22 protein-coding genes and 1 pseudogene are annotated in these 25,722 nt (G+C 58.3%); 19 read left to right on the top strand and 4 right to left on the bottom strand.

From position 1 onward, the window contains the following. Positions 1 to 3: 3 nt before the first annotated feature. The 6 genes from DPQ64_RS10210 to DPQ64_RS10180 all read left to right on the top strand — a co-directional run bounded on the left by DPQ64_RS10210 (position 4) and on the right by DPQ64_RS10180 (position 10,219). Positions 4 to 3,276 carry a VirB4 family type IV secretion system protein gene (locus DPQ64_RS10210; protein ID WP_115864242.1) on the top strand — a complete coding sequence of 1,091 codons (3,273 nt, stop codon included), beginning with the start codon at positions 4 to 6 and terminating at the stop codon, positions 3,274 to 3,276. After that, positions 3,269 to 4,402, top strand: a complete 1,134-nt coding sequence (locus DPQ64_RS10205; protein ID WP_115864241.1) for a hypothetical protein — start codon at positions 3,269 to 3,271, stop codon at positions 4,400 to 4,402. Before DPQ64_RS10210 ends, DPQ64_RS10205 begins: the two co-directional genes overlap by 8 nt. Continuing rightward, on the top strand, positions 4,392 to 7,454 hold the full coding sequence (locus tag DPQ64_RS10200) for a type IV secretion system DNA-binding domain-containing protein (RefSeq protein ID WP_198662087.1): 3,063 nt from the start codon (positions 4,392 to 4,394) through the stop codon (positions 7,452 to 7,454). The genes DPQ64_RS10205 and DPQ64_RS10200 overlap by 11 nt, the downstream gene beginning before the upstream one ends. Positions 7,455 to 7,808: 354 nt before the next feature. Further along, a complete protein-coding gene (locus DPQ64_RS10195) occupies positions 7,809 to 9,080 on the top strand; it encodes a phage NrS-1 polymerase family protein (protein WP_115864240.1) in 1,272 nt (423 codons plus the stop codon). Between the two features lie 86 nt (positions 9,081 to 9,166). After that, on the top strand, positions 9,167 to 9,529 hold the full coding sequence (locus DPQ64_RS10190) for a hypothetical protein (RefSeq protein ID WP_115864239.1): 363 nt from the start codon (positions 9,167 to 9,169) through the stop codon (positions 9,527 to 9,529). Between the two features lie 552 nt (positions 9,530 to 10,081). Further along, complete coding sequence (locus DPQ64_RS10180) at positions 10,082 to 10,219, top strand: hypothetical protein (protein WP_198662086.1); 138 nt, start codon at positions 10,082 to 10,084, stop codon at positions 10,217 to 10,219. Here the strand turns inward: DPQ64_RS10180 and DPQ64_RS10175 are convergent. The 3 genes from DPQ64_RS10175 to DPQ64_RS10165 form a co-directional block, all read right to left on the bottom strand. Beyond that, positions 10,216 to 11,292, bottom strand: coding sequence for a hypothetical protein (locus DPQ64_RS10175; protein ID WP_115864237.1), 1,077 nt, complete (start codon positions 11,290 to 11,292; stop codon positions 10,216 to 10,218). The two genes, DPQ64_RS10180 and DPQ64_RS10175, sit on opposite strands and share 4 nt — an antisense overlap. 127 nt (positions 11,293 to 11,419) lie before the next feature. Next, on the bottom strand, positions 11,420 to 12,427 hold the full coding sequence (locus DPQ64_RS10170; RefSeq protein WP_115864236.1) for a sodium:calcium antiporter: 1,008 nt from the start codon (positions 12,425 to 12,427) through the stop codon (positions 11,420 to 11,422). A gap of 243 nt (positions 12,428 to 12,670) precedes the next feature. Continuing rightward, complete coding sequence (locus tag DPQ64_RS10165) at positions 12,671 to 12,910, bottom strand: YegP family protein (protein WP_232820546.1); 240 nt, start codon at positions 12,908 to 12,910, stop codon at positions 12,671 to 12,673. A 736-nt stretch (positions 12,911 to 13,646) separates the two neighbouring features. Here DPQ64_RS10165 and DPQ64_RS10160 point away from each other — a divergent pair. Next, positions 13,647 to 14,198 (top strand): DUF7342 family protein, encoded by a 552-nt coding sequence (locus DPQ64_RS10160; protein ID WP_115864235.1) that lies wholly within the window; start codon positions 13,647 to 13,649, stop codon positions 14,196 to 14,198. A gap of 77 nt (positions 14,199 to 14,275) precedes the next feature. Further along, on the top strand, positions 14,276 to 14,659 hold the full coding sequence (locus DPQ64_RS10155; protein ID WP_198662085.1) for a hypothetical protein: 384 nt from the start codon (positions 14,276 to 14,278) through the stop codon (positions 14,657 to 14,659). Between the two features lie 19 nt (positions 14,660 to 14,678). Here DPQ64_RS10155 and DPQ64_RS18770 read toward each other — a convergent pair whose 3' ends face one another. Then, complete coding sequence (locus DPQ64_RS18770) at positions 14,679 to 15,719, bottom strand: hypothetical protein (protein WP_157971661.1); 1,041 nt, start codon at positions 15,717 to 15,719, stop codon at positions 14,679 to 14,681. Between the two features lie 160 nt (positions 15,720 to 15,879). Between DPQ64_RS18770 and DPQ64_RS10145 the strand changes: the two genes are divergently transcribed. The 11 genes and pseudogenes from DPQ64_RS10145 (at position 15,880) to DPQ64_RS10090 (ending at position 25,719) form a co-directional block, all read left to right on the top strand. Beyond that, the gene (locus tag DPQ64_RS10145) at positions 15,880 to 16,854 is read left to right on the top strand and encodes a tyrosine-type recombinase/integrase (protein WP_232820545.1); all 975 of its coding nucleotides are present in this window, start codon (positions 15,880 to 15,882) and stop codon (positions 16,852 to 16,854) included. A gap of 146 nt (positions 16,855 to 17,000) precedes the next feature. Beyond that, positions 17,001 to 17,546 (top strand): annotated as a pseudogene (locus tag DPQ64_RS10140) (hypothetical protein). 129 nt (positions 17,547 to 17,675) lie between these two features. Further along, entirely contained in the window at positions 17,676 to 17,966 is a 291-nt protein-coding gene (locus DPQ64_RS10135; protein WP_115864232.1) for a hypothetical protein, read from the top strand. Continuing rightward, positions 17,966 to 18,256 carry a DUF7558 family protein gene (locus DPQ64_RS10130; protein WP_115864231.1) on the top strand — a complete coding sequence of 97 codons (291 nt, stop codon included), beginning with the start codon at positions 17,966 to 17,968 and terminating at the stop codon, positions 18,254 to 18,256. The genes DPQ64_RS10135 and DPQ64_RS10130 overlap by 1 nt, the downstream gene beginning before the upstream one ends. A gap of 119 nt (positions 18,257 to 18,375) precedes the next feature. Continuing rightward, positions 18,376 to 20,031 (top strand): phytoene desaturase family protein, encoded by a 1,656-nt coding sequence (locus DPQ64_RS10125; protein ID WP_115864230.1) that lies wholly within the window; start codon positions 18,376 to 18,378, stop codon positions 20,029 to 20,031. 186 nt (positions 20,032 to 20,217) lie between these two features. Continuing rightward, positions 20,218 to 20,817, top strand: coding sequence for a DUF7437 domain-containing protein (locus tag DPQ64_RS10120; RefSeq protein ID WP_115864229.1), 600 nt, complete (start codon positions 20,218 to 20,220; stop codon positions 20,815 to 20,817). Next, positions 20,814 to 21,323: a hypothetical protein gene (locus DPQ64_RS10115; RefSeq protein WP_115864228.1), complete on the top strand. Its 510-nt coding sequence runs from the start codon at positions 20,814 to 20,816 to the stop codon at positions 21,321 to 21,323. The genes DPQ64_RS10120 and DPQ64_RS10115 overlap by 4 nt, the downstream gene beginning before the upstream one ends. Positions 21,324 to 21,947: 624 nt before the next feature. Then, the gene (locus DPQ64_RS10105) at positions 21,948 to 22,844 is read left to right on the top strand and encodes a replication factor A (RefSeq protein WP_115864227.1); all 897 of its coding nucleotides are present in this window, start codon (positions 21,948 to 21,950) and stop codon (positions 22,842 to 22,844) included. Between the two features lie 151 nt (positions 22,845 to 22,995). Beyond that, positions 22,996 to 23,619: a hypothetical protein gene (locus DPQ64_RS10100; protein WP_115864226.1), complete on the top strand. Its 624-nt coding sequence runs from the start codon at positions 22,996 to 22,998 to the stop codon at positions 23,617 to 23,619. A 147-nt stretch (positions 23,620 to 23,766) separates the two neighbouring features. After that, positions 23,767 to 24,768: a DNA polymerase sliding clamp gene (locus tag DPQ64_RS10095; protein ID WP_115864225.1), complete on the top strand. Its 1,002-nt coding sequence runs from the start codon at positions 23,767 to 23,769 to the stop codon at positions 24,766 to 24,768. Positions 24,769 to 24,867: 99 nt separating this feature from the next. Next, the gene (locus DPQ64_RS10090) at positions 24,868 to 25,719 is read left to right on the top strand and encodes a DUF6166 domain-containing protein (protein WP_115864224.1); all 852 of its coding nucleotides are present in this window, start codon (positions 24,868 to 24,870) and stop codon (positions 25,717 to 25,719) included. Positions 25,720 to 25,722 lie beyond the last annotated feature (3 nt).

Here is a 25,722-nt window from a genome sequence, read left to right as displayed (position 1 = left end):
CTTATGAGTACCAACACTGACGATCGCGAGTATAGTGCCCGGCGAATCCATCAGTCGCTCGGTGGAACAACTGCATTCTTCCGCGGATACACTCTCGGCGAACTCATGCTGTTCGTCGGCGTGGCGTTCGTCACGCTCATCGGCGTGGCACTTGTTCCAGCTACCTTCACGATACCACTCCTCGGGTTTGGTATCATGCTCAGTCTGCTCCTCGGGTTGCTCCACAAAGTGAAGCCCTCCTACCTCTGGCTGACCGAATGGCTGGCCGCGCGCCTCGGTTGGGCAGTCAAGAACAAGGGGTACACCCACGGCGAAGATAACAGCGAAGTCCGTTACCTTACCCGTGTCGGGCAAATCTTCCCGCACGCCATCGAACGGTCGGACGGTGCACTCGTCGGTGCCATGAAAGTCGAACCGGCGAATATGGCACTCGAAGACGATGAGGCGTGGGCGAAGGCCGTTGAGTCGCTGTCTGAGTTCGTCAATTCGACCGTTGACTTCCCCGCCAAGTTCTACATCACGAGTCGAGAGCTTGACCAAGACGATGCCGTCCGTGAACACCAGCAGCGTCTCGGTGACGCCGACGTTCGCTCTCGGCCGGTCCTCAAACGACTACTCGAAGAGTACATCACCACTAACACCAACCAGAATGGTGATATCGACTCGGAGAGCACCACTATCCGCGAATACTACGTCATCACGGCCGTCCGTGACGCCGATATCGAACAACTCGATGAAACTGGGGATAGTGTCCTCGCCTATCTCGGTACTGTCCCTATCTTCGGGCGTGTGGTTGGCCGGTTCCAGTCAGACAGTCTCTCCGAGGCCGAACGCGACCGCTTGAAAGAGGACAAGTTGGAGTCGCGTCTCGGCCAGATTCGTCGAGGTGGGTCGTCGCTCTACCGCTGTTCGGTGAGTCCAGTCGATGCCTACGACCTCGCTCGCGTGACGAAAGAATACTGGACAGGTCGCACTGAGGAGTACGACAATCTCACGAATGCAATCGGGACGTTCCCAGTTGTTGCACACGGTCTCAGCGACGGCGTACCGTCGACTCCCGACCCAGACACCGTCATCGATGCAATGAACGACGCCGAGGACAGCAACGTCGTCGAATCGGATACGGAGACGAACGTTGCCTCCGAAGACCGCCTTGATGACGCCTCCACGATGCACCAGTCGGTCATCGCGCCGTCGACGGTTGACTGGGAGACAACCTACGCGGTCCTCAACGACGAGACGTACGTCCGAACGTTCTGGATCGAGCAGTTCCCCGAGGAACCTGCGAACGGGATGTTCGAGCGATTGCTCCTAGAGACGGATCTCCAGACAAACGTCAGCATCTACCTCGATCCGTTCGATACGCAATCGGCCGAAGACATGATGGCTGACTGGATTTCGGATTTGAAGGTCAACCAGCACGACGCAAACAGTCTCAAAGCCGAAGACCTCCAGGAAGACATTGATCGTGGGAAGTTCATGCGGTCGCTGGTCCGCGCGAACCAGGCGTCGTTCTACCGTGGCGGTGTCTTCATCCGCTTGTCTGCCAAGAGCAAGCAGGAGCTCGATAACCAGACGACGCGTCTCCGCTCGATCATCAAGGATGCGCCCGCAAACTGCACGCTCAAGGTAGCGAACCGCTGGCAGGAGAAGGGGTTGGCGACGGTGTCACCGCTCGGCGCAAACGAACTCGGACAGGACCGAATGTCCACGATGACCAATCAGGCGGTCGGCGCGATGTTCCCGTTCTCATCGAATTACATGATGATGGACGATGGCGTCGAATACGGCTATCACGGCCACAACGGTTCCCCCGTCCAAATCAACCCGTGGAACCTTGAAACGGGCCATAGCGAACTCGTCGTTGGGATGCCTGGTGCTGGGAAGACGTTCGGCGATATCATGCGGCATCTGCGGATGATGAAACGCCAGCAGGACACGATGCTCGTCATGATCGACCCGGTCGGCGGGTTCAAAGGGATCGCCGATGCACTCGATGCAAAGACGATCACAGTAGGTGGCGACACCCAGCTGAACCCACTAGAAATCCGCGAGACACCGCAGGAGGTCCTCGATGCCGAGGATGGAATTTCGCCGCTGTCCGCGAAGAAAGACGAGGTGTATGCCGTTCTTGAGAACTTCCTGACCGCCCGCGACATCGACCTCGGGACCGAAACGGGCGTCCTCTCGTACGTCATCGACGAGGCGTACCGGCAAGCCGGTGTCGTAGAAGGTGACGTTTCGACGCACACGCCCGAGAATTCGCCGACGATGACGGACGTGCATCGGATTCTCGCCGACATCGCTGAAAACCCAGACGAACACAATATCGCCACATCCGAATCTGCTCGGGAGCGCGCCGCAGAGTACGCGGACGAATTGGCGATCGCGTTCCAACCGTTCCGTGAAGGTGGGTCATACGACAACCTCGCAGCACGCTCGGAGATCAACATCCTCGAGGGCGACAACAAGGTCGTCTACATCGACCTCGGCCAAATCGAAGGGAGTGCATCAGGTATCGACCGCCAGACGTTCCTGATGCAATTACTCCTCTCGACAGTCTACCAGCAAGCGAAGAAAACCGACCGGAACGTCGAACTCGCCATCGACGAGGCTCACTACCTCTTCGAAGATCAGGCCAACCTCGATTTCCTCGAAACAGCATTCCGCCATCAGCGCCACGCTGGCCTTCGAATGGTGTTGCTCTCGCAGACCGCTCAGGAGTTCTACGAGACCGACCAAGCCGAGAAAATCCTCGGGATGTGTCCAATCAAGGTCTTCCATAAACTGCCGGACTTGGACGACGAGACGGCGGACAAGATTGGGCTGACTCGTGAGCAACGGAAGTACGTCCGTGGGGCCGACGCAGGTAAGGAAGACCTCGGCTACAGTCAGGCGCTTGTCCGCGTCGAAGAACACGGGACGTACCCGTTGCATGTCGTTGCCGACGAGTTCGAGAAGCGCGTCATCGACTACGAACCCGACGACCGCGAGTTCATCCAGCAGGCGATTAACGCCGAACCGGAAGAGCTCGTCACCTTCGAGGAGTTCGTCGAGAACGAAGCCCGCCATAACGCACTCACGAACCGATTCGACCTCACGGACGAGGAAGCGACACACCTGCTCAATGACGGACTCTCACAGCAAGAGATCGTGAATGCAGTCGTCGCACAGACATTTGGAAGCGGGACCAAACCTGCGCGGGCAGACGGCGGACAGTCACCGGCAGAGAACGATATCTCTGCGACACCGAGCGAGGAGGACGACCGTGTCTAAACTCAGTCAGCTCGTCTTTGGTTCACCCCAATACGATGCGACACAGCTCCAGATTGACGACCCGTTCGTCCAGCACCCCGAGAGTATTCCGGGTGTCCTGCTTCGAATTCGCCCCTTCAAAGAAAACCAAGGGGTCATCGACGGTGCTGGCCTCCTGCAATCAGTCCATGACGTGACGACCAACTTCCGGGGAAAGAATACGAGCGACCCCCACTCCTTCGAGGTCTGGTTCGACGAGGGAAAAATCAAGTTCTACATGCACGCTGCGTCCGAGGCGGCCGCCGACAAGTTCCGCCGCCGTGTCGGAACCAACTACGCCAACAGCGAGGTATTCCCCGTCGAAGGCGGCCATGCGTTCCCTGTAATCGAGCCTGACGAGTACGTCGCTGGTGCGTGGTTGGAAATGGAGAAGATTCCCTACTATCCGATTCGCCATTATAACAGCCAGGAATTCGAGGCCGACCCGTACGGCGAAATCACCAGCGAGATGCTCTCGCTCGACGACAGCAAGGTCATCACGCAGGTCGTCTTCCGACCAGCGAAACAGTCGTGGACCAGTGGTGACCGATTCAAGCACAACAGCGTCGATGATCTCGCCCACGCGCTCCGGCAGGGAACATCGGTCGGATGGCTGAATCCCCGGACACGACCGGCAAGCGAGAAGGACAAGCAGGCCGCGAAAACCATCGAGCAACAGCGCGGCCAGCAGGCCTTCCACGTCAACATCCGTATTCTAGCCGTCTCGGCGGACAAGAACGAAGCCGAGGCCCGCGCTCGCGGTGTTGCCGGGATGTTCCGGAACTACTACAACGGCATCACTGAACAGGGCCTCGATGATACGCCGGTCTGGCACCGAACCGAGGACAAACGAGCGCGGAAACTCCACGACCACGTTCGGCGAATGGCCGACCGTGACTGGACCGACCGGCGGATGATTATGACTGTCGATGAACTCGCTGGCGTCGCGCATATTCCGAACGACGACATCGAGACGCCGAACATCGACTGGCGACACACCCAGCGCGGCGACCGCATTCCTGCCGACGCAGGCCAATACGACAGTCCCACCGACGACGATTCGTCTACCGATTCCAACGCCGAGAACAGAGGAAACAATGGTGTTTGACCGATTCTTCGATAGAAACGACGCTACAGATTCACCGCAGTCATCCCAGGAACAGACGACAACTGACCAGCCACCGACTGAGTCCCCGACTTCTGACAACGATAGTCCAGCGGTAGACTCCTCAGAAGCCGCCCAGTCGCGCCTTGGCAAGACGTACGATATCACCGAGCGGGATACGACGTACGTCGGTGGAAAGCCAGCGATTACCGACACAGCTGACGAAGGCATCGTCGCAGGCCCGTACATCCGCGAAATGTTCGAGTCAGGAGCGCGGACGTCGTCCACCCCACTCTGGATTGGCTACAACGAGGATGCTCAACGTGGCTTCCGAGAAGCCCCGCTCCAGTTCGAGTCGCTCTTCCGCCACATCTGGATTACAGGCACGACAGGCTACGGGAAAACCACCGAGATGGAGAATATGATGGTCCAATGGGCGAACACTGGCTACGGTTTCGTCTACTTCGACCCGAAGGGCCGCGACTCCCGTGACCTCCTCCGGAAACTCCCTGCAGACCGCCTTGACGACGTAGTCTGGATTGAACCCGGTTCCTCTGAGTTCGACAAGACAGTCGGACTCAACTTCCTCGAAGTACCGGACTGTGACACCGAGGAGGAGCGTGAAAACGAGATCGAGAATCGCATCGAGAATCTGAAGGCGATTTTCGATACTGACGAGTACTGGGGGATCAACATGGAGTCGATCACCGAGTCGATGGGTCGGGCGATGATGCAGTCCGAGAAACCGTTCTCGGTGATCGATATGTACTTCACGCTGTTGAACGCTGAGCGCCGTGAAGAGTTCGCGGCTAACGTCGAGGATCCCTACGTCCGCGAGTTCTGTATCCAAATCGCCCAGATGGACGACGAAACGGTGCGACCGATACTGAAACGCATTAAGTCGTGGGTGGAGAATTCGGTTATCCGTCGGATTATCTCCCACCGCGAGAGTACCATCGACTTCCGGGATATTATCGACAATGACCGCATCGTCATCGTTCGCACACCTGTCGAGAACACGGACATCAAGAAGATGATTACGCTCGGCGTGATGCGGAGTCTCTGGAGCGCGATTCAACAGCGGTCGTACGAACACGATAGTGACCCCGATCCGTATTTTGTCCTCTGCGACGAGTTTGACGATATTGCGAGCGATAACCTCGACATCGAATCGATGCTCGCTCGCGCTCGCTCAATGCGATTATCGGTCACGCTCGCTTCGCAGTATCCGTCGCAGTTCGACGAGGAGACACTCAAGGCGATGCAGAACAACTGCGACAACCTCATCGCGTTCTCGGTGAACGATGTGGACGATGCCCGACTCTTGATGAAGCGGTTCCGTGACTACACGGCTGAGGACCTCATCTCGACCGATCAGTACAAAGCGTGGACGAAACTCCCGCTTGACGGCGGTCGCTACTCCGAGCCAGTTCTGCTCAATTCGTTTCCACCGTATCCACCGCTTCGGTCAACAGAGGCGGTTGATGGCATCATCGAGCAGAGTTTAGAGCAGTATGGGACGGAGCCGCTGACTGACGAGGAGATCATGCAAAATCTCATCTACAGCGACGCAAACGAAGCAGCGAGTCCGACACAGATACTGGACAAGACGATGGCGGAAGCAGTTCGTGCAGTCCAGATTCGAGCAGGTGTCCGTGCAGAAAACGGCTGGGTGGACGTCACCCCCGTGGACGACGAACTTGCAGTCCGCCTTGAAAACCAGGACGCCGATATCGAGTACGCACCTGAAGACTTGCCCGACGTCCGTGATGCCTCTGGACTAATGGAAGTCGAGTTGAAGGACGACGATATCGTGGCCCGTCTCACCGACGACGGAGAAACGATGGTCGAACCGGAGACGGGGTCCGTTCGATCCGCAGGTGGTGAAACCCATGATGCAGTCCTCGTTGAGACCGAGGCAGCACTGACTGAACGTGGGTTTAGCGTCGAAATCGTTGAACAGGACGGAAGTGAACAGCCTGACGCCGTCGCAACCCATCCGGACCATGACGTCGTATTCAACATCGAAGCAGAGACCACGACACCGGACCGCCCGGTGAAGGTTTTGCAGAATCTCAAGCGTGCCCACGAAGCAGACCGAATTCCAATCTTCGTCGTTCGGCCGGGTGACTCGGAGACGAAGTGGGCGTCACGGGTTGAGAATATCCTCTCACCGCCCCTTCGTGAGCGCGCAGACGGGACGGAGCAGTTCTACAACTGTGATGAGGTCGTGACATTCGGCGGTGGTGCGACAGCCCACGGTGGTGTAACTGCAGTCCGGCCACGCACCTCCGACACGAATCGGACCGTTTGGACCCGCAATAGAGATGAGCATGTCCTCTCCGACGGTGAGACAGAATTCACCCGTGTGCCAGATGAAGGGACACTCTCGAAAGACGCGGTTCCAGCCTACTACAGTCACGACCGAGAAACCGGCCAGTACACCGTCCACAAACCCGGCGAGACGCAGACATATGACTCAAAAGGCGAGTTTGAGGCGGAGTGGACGCCAATCAAGCGACCGTTCATCCCGAATGAGGAACTGCCGGAATCAGAGGCACCCCGAGACAGCTACGTCGTCCTGATTCTGCCAGCAGACGACAGTCCGACGGTCTTCCATCAGGGCGAAACCTATGCGCTCCCAGCGAATCCGAGTGCCGAGGAGTTGTGGCCGGACACGCCAACTGAAGAATCGAATCAGGCTACCACTTCTACACAGCGTGAGAAGACCTCCTCATCCCCAAAGGAGGTTGACACTCAGATTTCAGCTGAGCCGGTGGACGTTGATCCGAGTGGTGACGGTGTTGAAGCGTTCACAGCGATGTATGTCCAGCAGGTGGACGAGGCCAGAGTTCCACAGGACGAGCTGTTTCAAGCGTATTCCGAGTGGACTGATCAGCATGATATCGACGGGACGAACAAGGGGTGGTTTACTCGGAAGTTGCAGAACGTCATTGAATTCGATACTGATCGGTCGAGAGTAGACGGTGACCGTGTCCAGTTCTATGTTGGGGTCACTCTGACACAAGAGGGCCAGACACTACTCGAACAATGAAATCAAACAGAGATGTGATACAACCAGAGGGTGGCTTAGACAGCCCCCTCATTCGACAGAATTTAACCGACAAATTACCGCAGTACAAGGCACAAGACAAGCAGAACCCGGCTTCTACTCCGCCCGTCCACGCAGATTGGACGGCCAAGGACGTTGCATGGACGCGACTGTCCACGCAAAATCGCATGACGGGAGCGCTGTCCATGCAGCCCGCCATCCAGATACCAACTACTATAGAACGGGGTGCACCCGTTGGGTGGAAGAGCGGACAGTCCACGAGTCAGGAGCCGTTTTATCACTATCGTGAGAGAGAGTGTGTGATGTTCCAAAAAATATCTACAAGGAGAAAGGAAGATGGGCTCTGAGTTACCAGTTGCGGTATCGGGACTACCAGATGAATTGACCGAGCGCGAGCAGTGGGTGTGCTGGCGGGAGGAGCAACGGGACGGGAAAGCGACGAAGATCCCAGTAACACCCGGGTTGGGCGAGTTTGCATCCTCAACGGATTCGGAGACGTGGACGGACTTCGAGACCGCGCTCAACTACGTCGACACGGGGAGCGCTGATGGTATCGGGTTCGTCTTTACGGACGATGATCCGATTGTGGGGGTGGACCTCGACGACTGCCGGGACCCTGAAACAGGAGATGCCGACGATGCGACACAGGATATTATCGAGCGGCTTGACTCGTATACGGAGGTCTCACCATCCGGCACCGGATATCACGTGCTCATTAAGGGCGACCTGCCGGATGGTCGGAATCGACGTGGCAGTTTCGAGTTCTATGAGACGGCGCGGTTCTTTACCGTCACCGGCGACCGTATCGAGGAGACACCGACACGGGTTGCCCGGCGGCAGGACGCGCTTGCGGCTATTCATCTTGAGTACATCCAAGACAGTAACGATAACTCGGAGTCCGACTCCGACCGCGGTGAGAGAGTTAGCGAGGTGTCCGAAGCGGATGGACCGAGTGAGGTTGACGTTGACCTCGAGGACGAGAAGTTACTCGAGAAGGCGATGAACGCGTCGAATGGTGCGAAGTTCGAGCAACTCTGGAAGGGGGATACGGGTGGATATGAGAGCCAGTCGGAGGCTGATATGGCGCTCTGTAATCTGCTGGCGTTCTGGACTGGTGGCGACCACACGCGGATGGACGAGTTGTTCCGCCAATCGGGATTGCTTCGTGAGAAGTGGGACGAGGTCCACTATGCAGACGGCTCTACGTACGGGGAGAAGACGATCGAGCGAGCCGTGGCGAATACCTCCGAGTTCTACGACCCAGAACCAAGAGAGGAATCGTCTCAAGACTCTGCCTCGACAGCGAACTCATCCGTTGATACAGACCAGAACGAATCAGCCCGTAGTCAGGCGTACCTCGCCGAGAAGAATCGGCTGTTAGCTGAGCGTGTTGAAGAACTCGAGACGCGCCTTGAGTGGAAGAACGAGCGTATAAAGGAACTGGAAGCAGAAGTGGAGCAGCTCACAGCCGAGCTCACAGAGCGTGACCAAGCGACCGATCGGACCGGCGAGGAGCATGCTGTTGCTGAGAGTCCGGATGATGAGGAATCCGAGTCGGGGTCTGTCTGGGGGAGGACGAAGCGGTTGTTCGGGAAGAACTCCGAATAGTGTTCTGTGCGCTGGACGGATTTCCCAATCTCCATCACTCGTAGCACATCCGTACATTGATTACGCCGGCACGCTAAGTACAGTGTATGCCTGTTCGTATTGAGGAGTTCGAGGCCGGGGAGCTCCCAAGTGGGCCGAGCGTGCCAGAACAGATACTCACGTATCTGTACGCGAACTGGGAGAAGGCGTTTACCCGCTCGGAAATCGCTACTGGCATCGATGAGGACCCGAATACAGTCGGGACAGCCCTCTCACGGCTGAAACAGCGCAATCTCGTCCGGCACAAGGGAGAGTACTGGGCGATAACGAACGATCTCGACCGGGTAGCGGACGCGTATGCTCTCCATTCGATTACTGAACGACTTGATGAGGATGATGGAGGTATCGAACCCGACGAGTGGGACGCAGCCGCTCCGGACGAACCGCATCCGAGTGAACAAGACGAATAAATGCAACCGGAACGAGGGGATGTCGTCCGAAGTTCGGACCCGTTCAAGCTGGGCGAGGACAGCCAACGACCGTGGTTAATAATCAACAACGAGTCGCATCCGTTCGGTGATGAGCAGTACATAGCTATCGCTATCTCGACAAAGGAGTATTCCGATTCGATTCCATTACAGTCCGATGTTTGGGTGACTGGTGGTGTCCCCCAGGAGTCGTTTGTCTCCCCGTGGGCTATCCATTCACCTCGGGGCGAAGACCTGATCACGTGGCAAGGCCGAGTCACGGAGGAATTCGTCGATACCGTCGTCAAGACGTTAGAGACGTACCTTCGGTGACGATAGAATGCACGTCCGGAATAGACACCTTGCGCGGTAATGGTTTCGACAGCGGCTAGCAGGTGACAGGCTTTCGTTAGCTGTGTTTTCTAATCGGTGTCTGAATCAATTGCGTCAATCGCTACATCAAGCGCGTCCGTGATCGCTTGCGGATCGGAGTTTCTACTCATCAAGAGCACCGTGGAACACCATCTTCCGGACTGTCTCGAATTTCTCCGTATCGTGAACGACGAGTCCAAAGAAGGTGGTCTGAGTGGCGCAATCCAGCCAGTTGTGCCCTTCGACAAAATCGAGCTACACAGCAACTATCTGCTCCTTGAGGACGAGGACATAGAAAGTACACCCGCAAGTGCAGGCTAAGAAAGATGTTGCCAGATGTTCGTCGGCTCTGTCTCGTTTAGTTCGGCATTTGTCTGCATTTTCTGGAGTTCCGTGATACAGCGTTTTGCAACGAGCGGATACACATCGGCAGGCGTGAACGACATGTCGAGGCCCATCAATTCCGGCCAGTTTTCAGCCCAGATATCTTCGACGACTCGCGGGTAGAGGTCCTCGTTCAACCCGAGGCCGAACTCCCGGTTTTCCTCGACGACCATCGTTCGAACCTGTTTCCGAATTCGCGCTGGCGTACAGTACGTGGCAACGACGTACTCTGCACCTGACTCCGCCTCTGTCTGGGATTGTCCGAATTGTTCGCGGTTCAGCTCCTTGAACTGGTCACGAACCAACTTCGCCCGGCGGTTGTGTTCGTCACTCCGCACAACAACACCTTCGACTTGCACGTCCGGCGCGAGTGCCGACGACGAGAATGTGTAGGATTCAGGATCGAAGCTACTGTTAGTGCGCTCGATAATCGACGCTGGAATGAACGACGCCGCAGGTGGTGCATCCTCGCGTTGAAGTCGGTCGAATATCTCCCAAGCAGTGTCAGTATCGAGGAATCCCTCGAACGTCTCCTCGTAGGGGTTCCCCGGCGGTGTCATCGTCTCGACTGCGCTGTACGGGAGCACGTCGAACCCGACGAGTGCAGGTAGCTCGCGGTCAGTATAGCCGTAGTCGAGCGTCGAGTACACGAGGTTCTCCGCGTAGATGATGAGTGGCGTGTCAAACTCCTCGTGGAGTGCTCGGAGCGCAGTGGTGTCGATCCCATGGCGGAGACACCGAACGGCGCGATGGAGTGCCCCGTCGATATCCTTGAAGGAGTCACGGTGCGAGCCACGGACCGCTTTTCGCGTTCCGAAAACGAGACTGCCATCACCATCAGCAGCGGTCGTGACCTGCTCGGGGTAGGCTTCTCTATATCGTTCGTCGTACAGCGTGAACCGGAACGCACTCCCGTCGAACTTCTCAACCAACGTCAGGTCGTCCCTCTCGAAGAGTTCCGCTGGCACGACGGGATGGTCATAGCGTGGAATTTTCGGATACACTTTCATCTGTTTGGTGAGTGTAGTTCGGTCGAATCGATCAACAGTAGCTTCCGTACGTATTCTCCCTATGAATGATTGATATAAGTGATTTCGGAGAGCATGGCAGTGACGTCCACTTATAGAACCCATGTATTTACAATCCGCGAACGGTCTGGGCGATTCCGGCAGTTTCCAATCCCATCCAGAGTAGAAACGCGGCGTACAACGCGAGGAAGACGTACGCCTCGGAGTTCGAAATTTCGAGACCTGTTCTTGCGAAGATCATGAACACCAGCGTTGCGATTCCGAGAAACGCCATCAGGGGGACCGCGACAAGGAAGTTGACGGTCGTCGCGCCAGCGATAAGCACACCGACCGGAATTGCAACGAGAAGGTTGAACGTGTTGCTCCCAAGAACGTTCGTGAGACTGGTGACGCTCGAATCTCGTCTGGCCGCCCGGACGCTGACGAACGTATCGGGGAGGCTCGTCGCAATAGCGATGACTGTGAGCCCCCAGAAGAACGTCGGCGTATCGAAGATGGCGCCAAAGTCGAGCGCCCCACGCACAATCCCCTCAACGCCGACTGCGATGAGCGCGAGGGACACCCCGAGTCGCCCCCACTCGCGTCCGGGCTCGATGGCGATGTCACCCGTCCGGTCGTGCTCTTGCACGTCTTGGTAATGCAAGAAAACGTAGACACCGTACGTGAGCAAGGGGAACACGGCGAGCGCCGGCGTCAGAACCGCTTCCTGGTTCGTCCCGGCCGGAACGTAGGTCGCGCCGAACGCGAAAGTGATGAACAGGACGAGTACGCTGATAATGTAGAACTGCGCGTCCTTGTGAACGAGGTCGCGTGTCGATTCGAGACCGTCGCTGAAAAGGGTCGAAAGCGCCGGAATAACGAGGAGATTGAACACGGCACTCCCAACGATGGCGCCGACGCCGAGGGAGAACTCCCCGTGGAGCAGTGTACTAACCACGACCGAACTGAGTTCTGGGAAACTCGACCCGACGGCGACGACGACCGCCCCGTGGACAGCGACCGGAAGCCCGTAGTGCTTACTGAGGCGTTCGGCAGAGGTTTCCAATACCTCGCTCCCCTTCCAAATAACGCCCGCCGAGACAACGACTAACACGGTCGCGACGAGAAGCGGATTCACGCCACCACCCTGGGGAGCGTATGTTCTGCATATCTGAGTGACAGCCAGCCGATCATCGTTCTACTCCCCAGTTTCACAAGGAAACGTATAAACCGCGCAATGTCTGCGAGACGGCTGTATGCGGGAGATAACGGCGCTCTCCCAATGATATCTCCAAAATCGAGTTCATGAGTGAATTCTGGTGCAAGCAGTCCTCTACCGATTGTCATCCACCTTCTTGGGTGTTAGCGAGCCTCAATGAAGTTAGGACTCGTCCCGAACCTCAGCATTCGGAACCGCCCGCTTGACGCTTGCAATACCGCGTTTAGCCCCCTGTTTCGACACGTACCCTTCGCCCCTAGTCGCGATTATCTCCTCATTCGTCGCGACAAGTCTCCACCGATACTCACCTGCGCCGTCAATATAGAGTTCAAAACGGGGGTTGCTCGGCATACCCCGGCTATACTCGGAGATACCATACGGATTTTGGTTGCCTTCGCTCATGCCCGTCGGTGGAAGTGCAATTCCGTTATTTAGTTTGTAGGCTGTAACTGGTTCGGCGGTGTGACTCACTACGTAGGGCGGACTATCGGAGTAGGCTCAGGCGTGGGATACCCATAGTGGGGGATTTGGGGAGGAAGAGGGTATCCCACGCCCCGATTGGTTCTGGCCGCACGATATAAACGTGCGGTATTGGAACTGCAATGCTCCCCGGAGTTACGTCTCTCAACAGCAGACGGTTCCAGCAAGCCCAAATCATTAACCAACAGACGGTACTACTCGGGAGCGCCTGTTGGTTAAGACCGAGGCTTCTCAAAACAGCAGCAACTGCATCTTTGAACGGCCCTAGGTGCTCGTGGCCCCGTTTATTCTAACTCCGGCATTAATTCTCACCTGCGATCGACCACTATAGAACAGGAACAAGCGCACTAGGGGACTTGAAGCAAAGCGAAGTGACTCACAGCCGAACTCACAGAGCGTGACCAACCGATGAACCAGACCCACGACGAGCAAGGTGTTGATACAAGTCCGGACAAGGAGGAGTCGCAGTCGGAGTTTGTCTGGGGGTGGATGAAGTGATCGTTCGGAAGCGACTCCGAGTAATGGTTTTTGTGCGCCTGAAGGATGAGGCGCACTCTGTACGAAATTCTGCGGGGTGCTGAAAGTGACCTATCGTAGAGTGCTAAATAGTCCGTACTAGTGCGAAACTATTAGTGAAACCATGACGAAGACACAACGTATGAGCAAGAAAGAACCACGCTGGCCCGATAACGCGGATGCAGCAGAGCGTGTCCGCCATGTCGCGCTAACGCGGACAGAACCACGGAATGCAGGCTGGATCGCTGAGGAGGCAGACGTCTCACGCGATACGGCGGTGAAGTATCTTGAACGGATGGTTGAACAGGGCGATCTGGAAGTCGTCGAGACAAACGAGGGCACGAGCTACCAGCCGGATAACGTCACGCAGTTGCTCCGTGAGGTCCGTGAACTTGCAGAAGCACACACACTCGACGAACTCACGCACGAACTCAATGCAATCGGTGAGGAGCTCGATACGTGGAAAGACACCTACGGGGTCGAGTCACTCGCGGAACTGCGCCAGAGCATCGGCCGTGATGACTTGGCTGGCGACGAGCGCCGTGAACGCCTCGAAACCATCGAAGAGTGGGAATACAATATCGAGATGCGTGAATCGATTCAGCTTGCAATCAGCCTCAAGAGTTCGCTCACGACATTAGGTGCGGAGTCGCTTGGTGATGAGTCGTCTACGAAGCTTCCGCAGGAAGGATAACGAGATAGATGGTGCTATTGCTTGCTGGTGGTCGGGGATTCACCCGACGAGAAGGCCTTCGTCGTATCAAAGAACGAATGGAGAACGTCCCTGGGTTCCACGATGTGCGATATGACCCCTCGCGGATTCGGCCCCGAACCATCGTTGCAGACGTCGATGTAGAACTGTTCCTTGGCGAGTCATTCCCCCGGATGGATGCTAAAGTGGAGGTCCTCTGGCGGCCACGTGAAGGAACTGATGTGCAGCGTGTTCATTGGGCGGACGATGTCGTGAATCTTGGCTGGCACAAAGACGACGATCATCCAGAACTCGGGACAACGCATTTCCAGTTCGAAACTGATGACAAATCAGTCCATGAACCGGGAGCGATTGAAGTCGAAGCCCCGCTCAGCTTCCTCGAAACCTGTCTCGATCAACTTCCGGACAAACTTCGGCAAACAAGTGACTACGGGCCTCATTAGAGGTCAGAGAGTATTCAGTCTATGCGTTTGATTCTAAGAGTACCTTCGGAAGGGCATTCCGAGCAGGAGGAGTAAGTCGGTACTGCCATTTAGCAGGTTGGCTGCTTCGACTCCCTGCACTCCTGCGTCGAGGATCGTAATCAAGAACGAGAACGCCGTTTTGGATGAGTTGGTCACGAGCCGTTTTGAACTCTTCTACCGTGAGCGAGATATCTTGCTCATTGATTGCATTCTGGATGTATTCCTCCTCACTATGAGCACGATGAGAAGCAAACGTACCGCCAGTCCACTCTATTACTTCTCGGCAGGCATCATCGGCGTATAATTCCCGAAGTGTGGACTTACCTGGGTACGTTCCGGGGAAGGAAATCGACGGAGTACGGTCGATACAGGCGTTGAGGATACTGAGGCTGTACTCTGGAATGAGATGGTTCCAATGTTTGTAGGCATTTGCATCATGGTATTTCTTGTAAGCGAATCCTCTTGCAATCAGGTCTTCAAATTCTACGTCAGTATCATCTGCGTACGTCTGCCATGTTCGTTCAACGCCTTTTGGGTGTATTGTTGCACCGTCTCCATCAAGCCGGTTCCAAAGGAACAACGAAAGAACGAATACTCCTTTTCGAATCTTAAGTGGTGCATCTTGGATCTGGGTTTTCGTGTATGACTTAAGATCGGCCAGTCCGTTACAGGCGATTGCACCACGAATCAGGTCTCCGACTCGATATCCATCAGCGGTTCGACTGTACATACCATCGATGTCATGGTTAGCTAACTCTGTCTCAACTGCGTCAACAATATCACTCTGGTCCGACCCAAAAATGAGCTCCATCGTCTCACAGACATGCTGTGTGGAAATACTATGGGAGAGCATATGAAGTGCCCAGAGTCGATTGATATCATCTCGATAATCAGCGACGAGCTTCTGTATGGGAGAGGATCCAGGATTTCCAAGTCGTCGACGAACAGATCGACAAATCGTTTCTGACCAATCGATCTCATCTGCATCAGCCATTTGATCCGCAAGTTCATCGGGAATACGCGTGGTTCGCCGAGGCATTGGACTATCTTACTTGTAATGTATATTCTAACAACTAAGTTCTTGAGTGTTTATAAGTCACTATCCCAAAAACGCGGTAAGGAGTACGGATTCAGGCAGGACAACTCGACTACCAAAGCAGATAGCGATGCGGACCGTCCACTAGCAGGCTATGCCGACGATGGATTACGAAGCAAGTGTCACTCGTACGCTCAACGCTATCACAAACTCCTCGTCAATCCATCCGACGAACAAGCGTCTCATCCAAGACTTCCACCGGGAACTCCTACTGGATGGAATCAGCGCAGCACGCCGCCAGAAAGTCACTGCACATCTCAAAGTCGTTGCGGAACACGTCGGGCAAAACCAGTTCGATCAATTAGACCGAGCCGACATTACGAGTCTTCTCGAATGGATTCATACTCGAGAGACTGCAGCATCAACGGTTGCTGACTACAAGCAGATTCTCAAGCAGTTCTACAAGTGGTTGAATGGCGGTGAGGAGCCAGATCAAACGGCGTGGATTCGTCGAGGATCAGTCTCCTACCGTCGAATCTTGCCCCGGCAACTACTCACTCCACAGGACGTCACACGACTTATCGACGCGTGTGTCAACGACCGCGATCGGGCATTCATTGCAATTCTCTGGGAGACCGGAGCTCGCATTGGCGAACTCATCGACTTACAGTACGGTGATATCGAAACGGATACTCGTGGAACGTACGTCATTGTCACGGGGAAAACAGGGGCTCGACGACTCCCGCTTATCGAATCGAGACCATATGTAGAGCAGTGGCTGATGGCCCACCCCGCACCACGACCAAACCTTCCACTCTGGTGTAAAATCGAGCAAGGGACTCCGAACGAACCGATTGGCTACAACTACATCCGACTACGACTCCTCAAACGAGCCCAAGAACGTGCTGGCATTGAGAAACCGGTAAATCCACATCACTTTAGGCACAGTCGTGCTACTCACCTCGCAAACTGGCTTACGGAAGCCCAGCTCTGTGAGTGGTTTGGCTGGGTACAAGGCTCAAGAGTTCCTGCAAGGTATGTCCATCTCTCTGGTCGGGACATCGATAACGCGTATCAGTCATTGTTTAGTAAGCCAGCATACGAACACTTACCGTTATCCCTGAGAGAGCAGATATGATCTTGCTCAAGGAGGATAGTAGGTGGTGATAGGTGCTCTACTGTTGCTTTGCAAACTATGGCTTTGAATAGTAACACAAGGTATCGGAGTTCTCACGAAGACGAGTCCCATCGCTTTTAGCGTCCTTCTGTGAGGGAGTAGGTAAGATGGTCGTCGTCGAAAACGTTACCCGGTTGAGTGACCGACGCACGCAAACATCATCAGAGGCGTTCCCAGATGATACGCTGGAGCTGATACAGTCGGCCGTCGAAGCCGTTCCGACGAGTGTCTTTGAGGATACGACGAAGCACAAAGAAATCGGCGCGTTCGATGCCGCGATCGCCGAGGGGCTACCCCAGTACGAATACGAAGGTGCTGCCACCGGCGGCTTCAATCCGAACTGTAAGCTCTGGTCGCATCAGGGATTTAACTACAGTGTCGATCTCTACGACGCCGACGCCCGCATCGCCATCGAGGTCGAGAAGAGCGAACGGAAGAACGTCAGCGACGACCTCCTCAAGTTCCAGAAGGGGTACCGCACCTAGAAGGACGGCCGGCCAAAGATCGAGTTCGGCTGTCTGGTGGTGCCGGTGAACTATCTCGGCCAGCATAACCTCTACCAGCACAGCCTGACCAAGCTCGACTTCATGAAGGGCGTCTTGTTCATCGACGATGTCGCCGTCATCGGCTATCGCGATCCGCGACCTGACTGACGCTATCACTCCTGACTGTTTGTCGGCGTCCCCAGAACGCAGAGCGTTCTGGTGTGCGCACGAGAACGCTGTTTCTCGTGCACTCCGGGAGGCGTGCAGCGCGCGACAGCGTGCGCTGCGTGACTCACCATGCCTAGTCCCGATCCTCACGACGACACGAGTAGCGACTACGAACAGTTCGAGAAAGCGCAGCTTGCCCAGGACCGCGACGCCGCCGGCGTCGACACGGCGGACATCAACGACTCGACGGCCCAACGCTTGGTCAGCGACCTCGTCGACGCGGACGTCGTCACTCCGGTTCCTGAAGACCAAGTTCTGGTTCACGAGCCGAGCAGCACCACGTTCGACTCGACGACACAGCTGGCCGTCTTCCACCGTGGCTGGATGGCCGGCCGCGACGCCGACGCGGAGGGCGAGTGATGCAGCAGACCCTCGTCGGCTGTGCATTCTACGACGCGCCGCCCGGCACTGAGATTGGCGAGGCCCACACCTGGGGCCGGGACGAGCAGGTCACCCACCCGATCTGCGTCGACTGTGCGATTCAGATGGAGCCGAATCCCGACGAGCGCGATCACGTCGCCTGTGACGGTTGTGGACTGGTCGTCGACACGCTCGCGGCGCTCACCCGGTTCCGGGTCGAACTGGGGCATCTGGAAGGCCCGTTGCAGCTGTGCGCCCGCTGTAGCCCCAGTGGTCTAACCACGTACTGAACGCACATCTTCGAAAGGTACCTTGTTGGCACCGCAAGTCATGACTGAGACCTCGCAGTCGAGGGCAACCGTACAAGGGGGCGAAAGCTTTCTGTCTGCGTCGAAACAACAGTTACGTGATGTCCGAAACGTACGATGCCGTCGTCGTCGGGGCAGGACACAACGGTCTCACGGCGGCACTATACCTCGCCGACGAAGGATGGAATGTCTGCGTCCTTGAACGGAACGACAAGCCAGGTGGCTCTATTCGCAGCGACGAACTCACTCGAGAGGGCTATATCCATGATACCCACTCAACGAACCAGAACCTCTTCCTCGGTTCGCAAGTCTTCGAGGAGTTCGGTGACGAGCTCCAAGAGGCGGGACTCTCGTTCTCACAGTCCGGAAAACCGTTCGCGAACGTCTACCCGGACGGCGATGCGCTCCGCGTCTATCAAGACGTCGACCAGACTCGCAAGGAGTTCGAAGCGCACTCTCCTGCCGACGCCGAGGGCTGGGAGACACTTCACGAAGAGTTCGGCCGCTTCGCCGAGACCCTCGCACCGCTGATGGGTCAGCCACTCCCGTCTGTTGCCGCCGGCCGGACACTCCTCGCCGCCGCGCGGACTGAAGGACCCAGTGGGTTGGTCGACCTCGCACAAATCCCGCTGAGTTCGACGCGGGAGCTCGGCGACGCCTACTTCGAGACGCCGGAGGCGAAGGCACTGATGGCCTGCTGGGGGCTCCACATCGACTTCGGGCCGGACGTCTCCGGCGGCGCGATGTTCCCCTTCCTCGAATCGTTCACCGCGCTCTCGGAGGGGATCTCCATCGCCACCGGCGGCGCGTCGGCGATCCCAGAGGCGTTGACGACACTCATCGAAGCACGCGGCGGCGAGGTCCGCACGAACGCCGAGGTCACCGCCGTCGACATCACGGATGGGCGAGCGACCGGCGTCACGCTCGCCGACGGCACAGCGGTCCGCGCCCGCGAGGCGGTCATCGCGAACCTGACGCCAACGGTGCTGTACGACCGGCTCGTCGACGACGCCGCGCTCCCCGAGTCGTTCCGCGACCGGGTGGACCGCTACGAGTACGGCCCAGGGACGATGATGATCCACCTCGCGCTCGAGGAGCTCCCGGACTGGGCCGCCGGTGAGGAGCTCTCGGAGTTCGCGTACGTCCACATCGCGCCGGGCGTCGACGACTTGGCATCGACGTACACCGCCGCCCAGAACGGGCACCTCCCTGAATCGCCGATGCTCATCGTCGGGCAGACGACCGCCGTCGACGAGTCCCGAACGCCCGACGACGGGCACGTCCTCTGGATCCAGGTGCGGGCGCTCCCCTCGGAGATCGAGGACGACGCCGCCGGCGAAATCGAGGCGACCGACTGGGCGGCGGCGGCCGAACCGATGGCCGACCGCGTCCTCGACAAACTCGAGACGTACGCCCCAGGAATCCAGGACGCGATCCGGGATCGCGATGTTCATTCGCCTGCAGACCTCGAAGCGACCAATCCGAATCTCGTCGGTGGCGATAGCGTCGCCGGCAGCCACCACCTCCGCCAGAACTTCCTGTGGCGGCCGTTCCCCGGCTGGTCGCGGTACGGCACACCCGTCGAGGCCCTCTACGTCTGCGGGGCGTCGACATGGCCCGGCGCCGGGAACAACGCGGCCTCGGGTCGTCTCTGCGCCGAGCGCGTGCTGACGCCGCCGCTCGAGGAGCGCGTGCTCGAGACGGCTGAGGAGTACGTCGGTGACGCTGCGGCGGTGGTTCGGCGGCGTCTCCAGTAGCGCAGCGACCGTCGCCCCGTCGAACTGAGCTAGCTCACCGGCCTACTCCTACCTCTACGCCCGCTGTATCCAAGGAGCTCGCAACGTACTGGGCGCGCAACATCGAGGACCATCTCGTCGCGACGCCGACGGAGTGACCTCCATACTCTTTACTGATTCGCTGTAAACTGTAATCAAGAACAAATCGTGTCACGCACCCCAAACCGCGCCGACGGCGACATCGTCCAGGACTTCCTCTCGGTCGCCAATCTCCTTGAGGAGCCACAGCTTGCGCAGCTGTACGCGTATCTCGCTCGGGAGGGGGAAGCGACCGTCCAGGACGTAATGGACGACCTCGAGCTCGCCCAGGGGACGGCCTACAGCTACGTCAACCGGCTCGTCGACGCCGGCATCGTCGACGTTACCGACGACGAGCAGCCGCGCCGGTACGCCGCCCGGGAGATCGACCTGACCGTGACGACGACCGCGGGCGACCGCGAGTACACGATCACGCCGGCGCTGATCGACGCCGTCGGCCGCCGCGAGACGGACGCCGACATCGACACCTACATCGACCGGCACGGCGTCGCCGGTCTCGCGACCGCGCTCACCTACGCCGTCGCCCGTGAACGCGGCGAGGTGACCCACCGGCTGATGGCGGAGGATCTGGACATCTCGCCGCTGGCTGCGGAGATGATCCTCCAAGCGCTCCGGCCCGTCGTCCACGAGCACTACGACATCGAGGAGGCAGGTGCTGGACTCGACGAGCTGGATATCGACTACGGCGACGCGGCTGACGACGCGTGAGCCGGCTCCACATCGCCGACACCGGCCTGTTCGTCGCGATGGGACAGTCGTCGAACAGCCGGTACAAGGCTGTTCGGCGATTCGGTCGCCAGAACGACGTCACCTTCGTCCTGCCCAAACGGGTGTACGAGGAGCTGACCGTCGACGAACCCGACGTCGAGGAAGCGCCGATTGACACCGCGATCGACGAGGGCTGGGTAACGGTTGCGGCGCCGCTGGATTTCTCCGAGCCTGTCGTCTCGCGGGTAATGGACAGTGTCCAGCGGTACATCGCGAACGCCGACAACCGACCCGTCAACGAGGTTGAGCGTGCCGACGCCGCCCTCGCTGCGCTAGCTGCCCAGCACCCCAGCGCAGGGTCTGCGACGGAGGTCTACATCTACACGACGGATATCGCGGCCGGCGAGGGGGCTGAAACCGTGCTCGCGAGCGAGAGGTACGGTGACTCGGTGACGTTCGTGAACGGGTTTCGGTTCATCGAGGACCTGGTCGCCGGCAACAGCTGACTGATTGCTAGTCTGATTTGATGGGAGAGGACACTCGAAAGCCCTCGGCCGCTCTACGTCCCACGACCGCCGCTGCGCGCCTCGTGCCTGCGGTGCTTGCGGGGTCGGGGGACGGCCGAGGCGGCCTCGCCCTTTCTAAGTCCACCAGGAGGTCGGCTGAGTCACTAAGCGTCGAACCCGGATGGACGGTGTTTCTCAACGGCCCGCCCCGCTCGCCGCTTCCGCCCTCCGCGTCGCTCGCGACCGACCATTCCGGGCATGCGGGCGCTCCCCGCACCGCGAGCGCCCGTTCCGGGCTAAAATGCATGTGCCCTCGACGCCAGCGCTTCTCCCGTTTCGGTCCCGGACTTCCGGGGGCTTCCGGGACTCGCCGACCCACGACGGACTTGGTTGCGTCGTGGGCGAAACGGGGAATGCGCTGGCCGCTCGCTCCGGGCGGGTCGGCGCGCGGTGCTGGCTGGGCGGCCGCCTCGGGCGCGCTCTCGCTCGCGCCCCAAAGGGGCGCGCGAAGGCGCGAGCGAGAGCGCACAGACGAGTCTGTCGGTCGTAGTCCGTCGAGGAAATCCGCGATGTCATAGCATCGCGGTGTCGGGCGCGTGAGCGCCTTCGGATCAGTGAGATCCAATGTCAAGTAAGAACGTCTCCAGTGAAGTAGTTTCGGTCGATGAACAGGCATTCGAGAAAGCGGACGAAGCGGAGTTCGACGAGGATGGCTCCGAGGTCGTCGATGAGACCCCGGAGTTCCGGGCGACGGTCGACATGGAAGTGCAGGCGAAGGTCGATTCCAACCATCCGGACGCGCGGATCGAAGAAGGACCGGATCACATATTCGGGAAGACCCTCGAACAGGAAGAGCGCATCCAGGCGCGGGAGGCTGAGCTGGAGCGCATTAGTGCCCAGGCCGAACTCGGGACGCAGGAGGGTCGGGAGATGCGGACGCGAGATATCGCGGCAAAACGAAGTGCGAAGCGGCGGACGGAGTTCCAGAAGCGGCGAGCGAGCGTGGACCCGATGGCAGACCCAGAACGGGAGGATCCCCGTGCAGACCTCGAACAGGCGCAGTTGGCGGCGGTGAACGAACAGTCGATGCGGTTGGCCGAGAAGCTGGATGGGTGGTCGCGGGCGGCGATCAGTCGGCGGCTGGCCGAGGCGGTCATCGCCGGGAAAGACATGATGAGTGCGGTCGTCGGGGTGTTCGAGGAGTTACAGACGGCGCCGGGCCAGGTAATCCCGATTGGAAAGGTTGAGGACGTGAACCGAAAGGAGGTGAGCATCGAAGGGACGATTACACAACTGTGGGAGCCGTCGAATCCGGCCATTGCCCAAGTCGGACTCATTGAGGACGAGAGCGGGCGCACGAAATTCACGAGTTGGAAAGCGTCGGATGCACCGTGGATGGAAGAAGGTGAACGTGTGCGGATTCACGGGGCGGCGCGGAACTGGTATCAGGGGCGCGTCTCAGTGGCCCTGACCGGGTGGAGCACCGTGCTGTTCCCAGAGCGCGGTCGGTGGTGGGAGTAGTCGGCTAACGCGGCCTTCTTTTTTTACTGATGCCCGTTCACCCGCTTCCCGCCGCCCCACCCAACCTCCACGTTCCGGGCGGCTCACAGAGCCGCCGGGCTTTCGCCATCGCCTACTCACCCGGAACGAGGAACCAGCACGGAAGACAGATGTGACGTTTTCGGTCGATTTTTTGCGCGCCCTATGGGGCGAGGCGCGCCTTAGAGACGAGCGGCGCGTGTCCGAGGTGTTCTCCATGTACCGAGATGTTCTCCACGACGGATGCAGAGCCACGCTAACCGAAATTGCGACCGAGTTCTACGGTCTTCGTCGATCGAAGGTCATTGCGGGCTCGGAGGTACGCCGGTATCAGCAGACCATTGAGGATCGGTACGACTTCGAGCACGTCGGACAGGGCCAATCGCGAATCGTCTTCCGGCTTCCCGACGATTTCCGTACCGTCGAGGAGGATCTTGTGGTCAAGTTTGCACTCTCGCCGATGGACGACCGTGACATTCAGGATGGCGTCATCCAGAACGAGACCGAGATCCACCGCTTCGAAACCATGCCGGAGCCAGCGCGCGACCACCTCGCGCCGCTCGTGGACATCGACGACGATGCCCGGTGGGTCATCATGCCCTACGCAGTAGAGGAGACGGACAAAGCGTACTGTGTGACGCTTCAGGAGACGTTCAGCGACTACGGTTTTGAGCTAGATCTCGGAATTACCGCGAACATCGGCTGGATCGAAACGGACGCGAGCGCAGAGTTGGTCGCCGTTGACTACGGCTTCTGACCTGACAGCTCCGAGCAAAGTCCTCGGACTGTACTGCGCGTTTGGTTTATTACCCCCAGATGGGGTGAGGGGTGCTCAAACGGAGAGCATCATCCAATTCGACCGTTGGGTAGTGTGGAAACTACGATCGAGGGCAATTGCGCAAGAATGAGTACAAACGCCAATTCCGACAACGTAGAGACTGAGAGCACAGGGGCCGACACCGATGCTAGAGGCGAGCAGGAGCCGGGCGTCGACCAGGACGGAGTGGATATCGCAACTGAAGGTGAACAAGAGGAGTCGGCAGTCACGGAGAGCCCGGAGACCGAATTCGGTATTGAAAGCAAGGAAGCGGGGCAGGACGTTGCGGGTACGGTGGACGACGCAAACGCCAAGGAAGAGTCGACGGTAGAAGGTCCCCCAGCGAAGTTCCAGGCTGCCATCCAGGGCGGCAAGCTTAAGACCGTTCTCAAGACGCTCCGAGCCATCGTCGACGAGGCGCGCATCCACATCGACAAAAATGGTATCAGCATGCGGGCGGTCGACCCCGCGAACGTCGCGATGGATGACCTCGACCTCAATGCCGCGGCCTTCGAATCCTACGACGCGACGCCGGGTATCGTCGGTGTCGACCTCGGTCGGTTCGCCGACGTCGTGGGCATGGCGAACAAGGACGATCTCGTCCAACTCTCCTTCGACCAGCAGACGCGCAAACTCGTCATCCACGTCGACGACGTCGAGTTCACGATGGCGTGTCTTAACCCGAAGACGATTCGCGCCGAACCAGAGATTCCTGACCTGGATCACCCTGCCGAAGTAACCATCTCCCGTGATGCGCTCGACCGGGGCGTCAAGGCGGCGGACATGGTGAGCGACCACATCAGGTTCACAATGGACGACGTCCCCGAGTTGTTCAGCATCGAAGCAGAGGGAGACACGGACGATGTGTCGCTAGAGATCGATAGCGAGGACCTCGAAGATGTGACAGCGGCCGACGCGGAGGGACTGTTCAGCCTCGACTATCTGAAAGATATCGTTCGTACCATCCCGAAGGGGACGGCGGTCAGGATGACGTTCGGGACTGACCTCCCGGTCATCATGGCCTACGAACTCGCAGACGGCGATGGGCAGGTCAACCGGATGCTCGCTCCGCGCATCCGGACCGACTGAGAACCTCTCCTTCGAGGTCTCTCCCGACGTTCACACGGAGATAACACTGTCGACGATAGACGCGGTAGCATCGCCGACTCGATTCGACCGACTCAAACCATGCCCTCAAAAACCGATTACGAACGGAAATCCAAGTACAAATCCAGAGAATATCGTGGCGAACGTGGGATCGGCGGGAACATCGTCTCCGCTGGCGACAACCTCCTTGACAAGCACCTGTTCGTCCATCATGTCGCCCCCGGCGGGTTCGATTGGGGGCCGGATGCCGACGATGACCGGGCCTGCCAGCTCGCCATCGCGCTCCTCGCGCCGCTCACAGGCGTCGACGAGGCCGTCGAGAACTACCACCTCTTCGCGGAGAACTTCGTGAAGCGCGAACTCACGGGCGAGTCGTGGACAATCAAGCGCCAGGACCTCCGGAATCCCTCGTACCGCAAGCAGTTCATAGACCGGGAGTACCCCACGAACACCGCCCCTCGGCCCGAGGCGGTCGGCGACCTCGAAGAGATCGACCTCGAGGACATTACGTACGCCGAGGAGATCGCCCTCGCACGCAAGTACGAAGATGTCCTCTGGGACCAGGGTAATCGGCGCGAGAATCTCCAGCGCCTCATGGAGATCTGGGACGGGGCAGTCGATCCCGCCGAGGATCGCGTTCAGCAGAGTCACCTCTATCATATGCTAAGCGATGTCTCCTCGAACGCGCGCCGAACCCTCGCGAAGAGCTTCGAGACGATGGGCGATCTCGCTGGATGGGTCTGCTACGGGCGGAATCACTCGCACATGGACGGCATCAGCGAGGCCGCTGCCCGGCAGATCCGTGATGCGCGTTCCGAGTTCATCCGGTACTTTGGTGGTGAGGAGTACATTCCGGAGTACGACGACGGGTACATGTCCTTCGATGAGGTCGTCGTGGACGACGAGCAACAGACGCTGGAAGCGACCGAGTAGGTC

It is taken from the genome of Halorussus litoreus (genome assembly GCF_003382685.1).
Taxonomy (GTDB): domain Archaea; phylum Halobacteriota; class Halobacteria; order Halobacteriales; family Haladaptataceae; genus Halorussus; species Halorussus litoreus.
The sequence above is the reverse complement of the archived record's forward strand: the minus strand, read 5'-3'. Positions and strand labels throughout refer to the sequence as shown.

Bases quoted from the DNA above. Each gene is read 5' to 3' on its own strand.
- DPQ64_RS10210 (WP_115864242.1), top strand. From the start codon at position 4: ATGAGTACCAACACTGACGATCGCGAGTATAGTGCCCGGCGAATCCAT.
- DPQ64_RS10200 (WP_198662087.1), top strand. From the start codon at position 4,392: ATGGTGTTTGACCGATTCTTCGATAGAAACGACGCTACAGATTCACCG.
- DPQ64_RS10195 (WP_115864240.1), top strand. From the start codon at position 7,809: ATGGGCTCTGAGTTACCAGTTGCGGTATCGGGACTACCAGATGAATTG.
- DPQ64_RS10190 (WP_115864239.1), top strand. From the start codon at position 9,167: ATGCCTGTTCGTATTGAGGAGTTCGAGGCCGGGGAGCTCCCAAGTGGG.
- DPQ64_RS10175 (WP_115864237.1), bottom strand. From the start codon at position 11,292: ATGAAAGTGTATCCGAAAATTCCACGCTATGACCATCCCGTCGTGCCA.
- DPQ64_RS10165 (WP_232820546.1), bottom strand. From the start codon at position 12,910: ATGAGCGAAGGCAACCAAAATCCGTATGGTATCTCCGAGTATAGCCGG.
- DPQ64_RS10160 (WP_115864235.1), top strand. From the start codon at position 13,647: ATGAGCAAGAAAGAACCACGCTGGCCCGATAACGCGGATGCAGCAGAG.
- DPQ64_RS10155 (WP_198662085.1), top strand. From the start codon at position 14,276: ATGGAGAACGTCCCTGGGTTCCACGATGTGCGATATGACCCCTCGCGG.
- DPQ64_RS18770 (WP_157971661.1), bottom strand. From the start codon at position 15,719: ATGCCTCGGCGAACCACGCGTATTCCCGATGAACTTGCGGATCAAATG.
- DPQ64_RS10145 (WP_232820545.1), top strand. From the start codon at position 15,880: ATGGATTACGAAGCAAGTGTCACTCGTACGCTCAACGCTATCACAAAC.
- DPQ64_RS10135 (WP_115864232.1), top strand. From the start codon at position 17,676: ATGCCTAGTCCCGATCCTCACGACGACACGAGTAGCGACTACGAACAG.
- DPQ64_RS10130 (WP_115864231.1), top strand. From the start codon at position 17,966: ATGCAGCAGACCCTCGTCGGCTGTGCATTCTACGACGCGCCGCCCGGC.
- DPQ64_RS10125 (WP_115864230.1), top strand. From the start codon at position 18,376: ATGTCCGAAACGTACGATGCCGTCGTCGTCGGGGCAGGACACAACGGT.
- DPQ64_RS10105 (WP_115864227.1), top strand. From the start codon at position 21,948: ATGTCAAGTAAGAACGTCTCCAGTGAAGTAGTTTCGGTCGATGAACAG.
- DPQ64_RS10095 (WP_115864225.1), top strand. From the start codon at position 23,767: ATGAGTACAAACGCCAATTCCGACAACGTAGAGACTGAGAGCACAGGG.
- DPQ64_RS10090 (WP_115864224.1), top strand. From the start codon at position 24,868: ATGCCCTCAAAAACCGATTACGAACGGAAATCCAAGTACAAATCCAGA.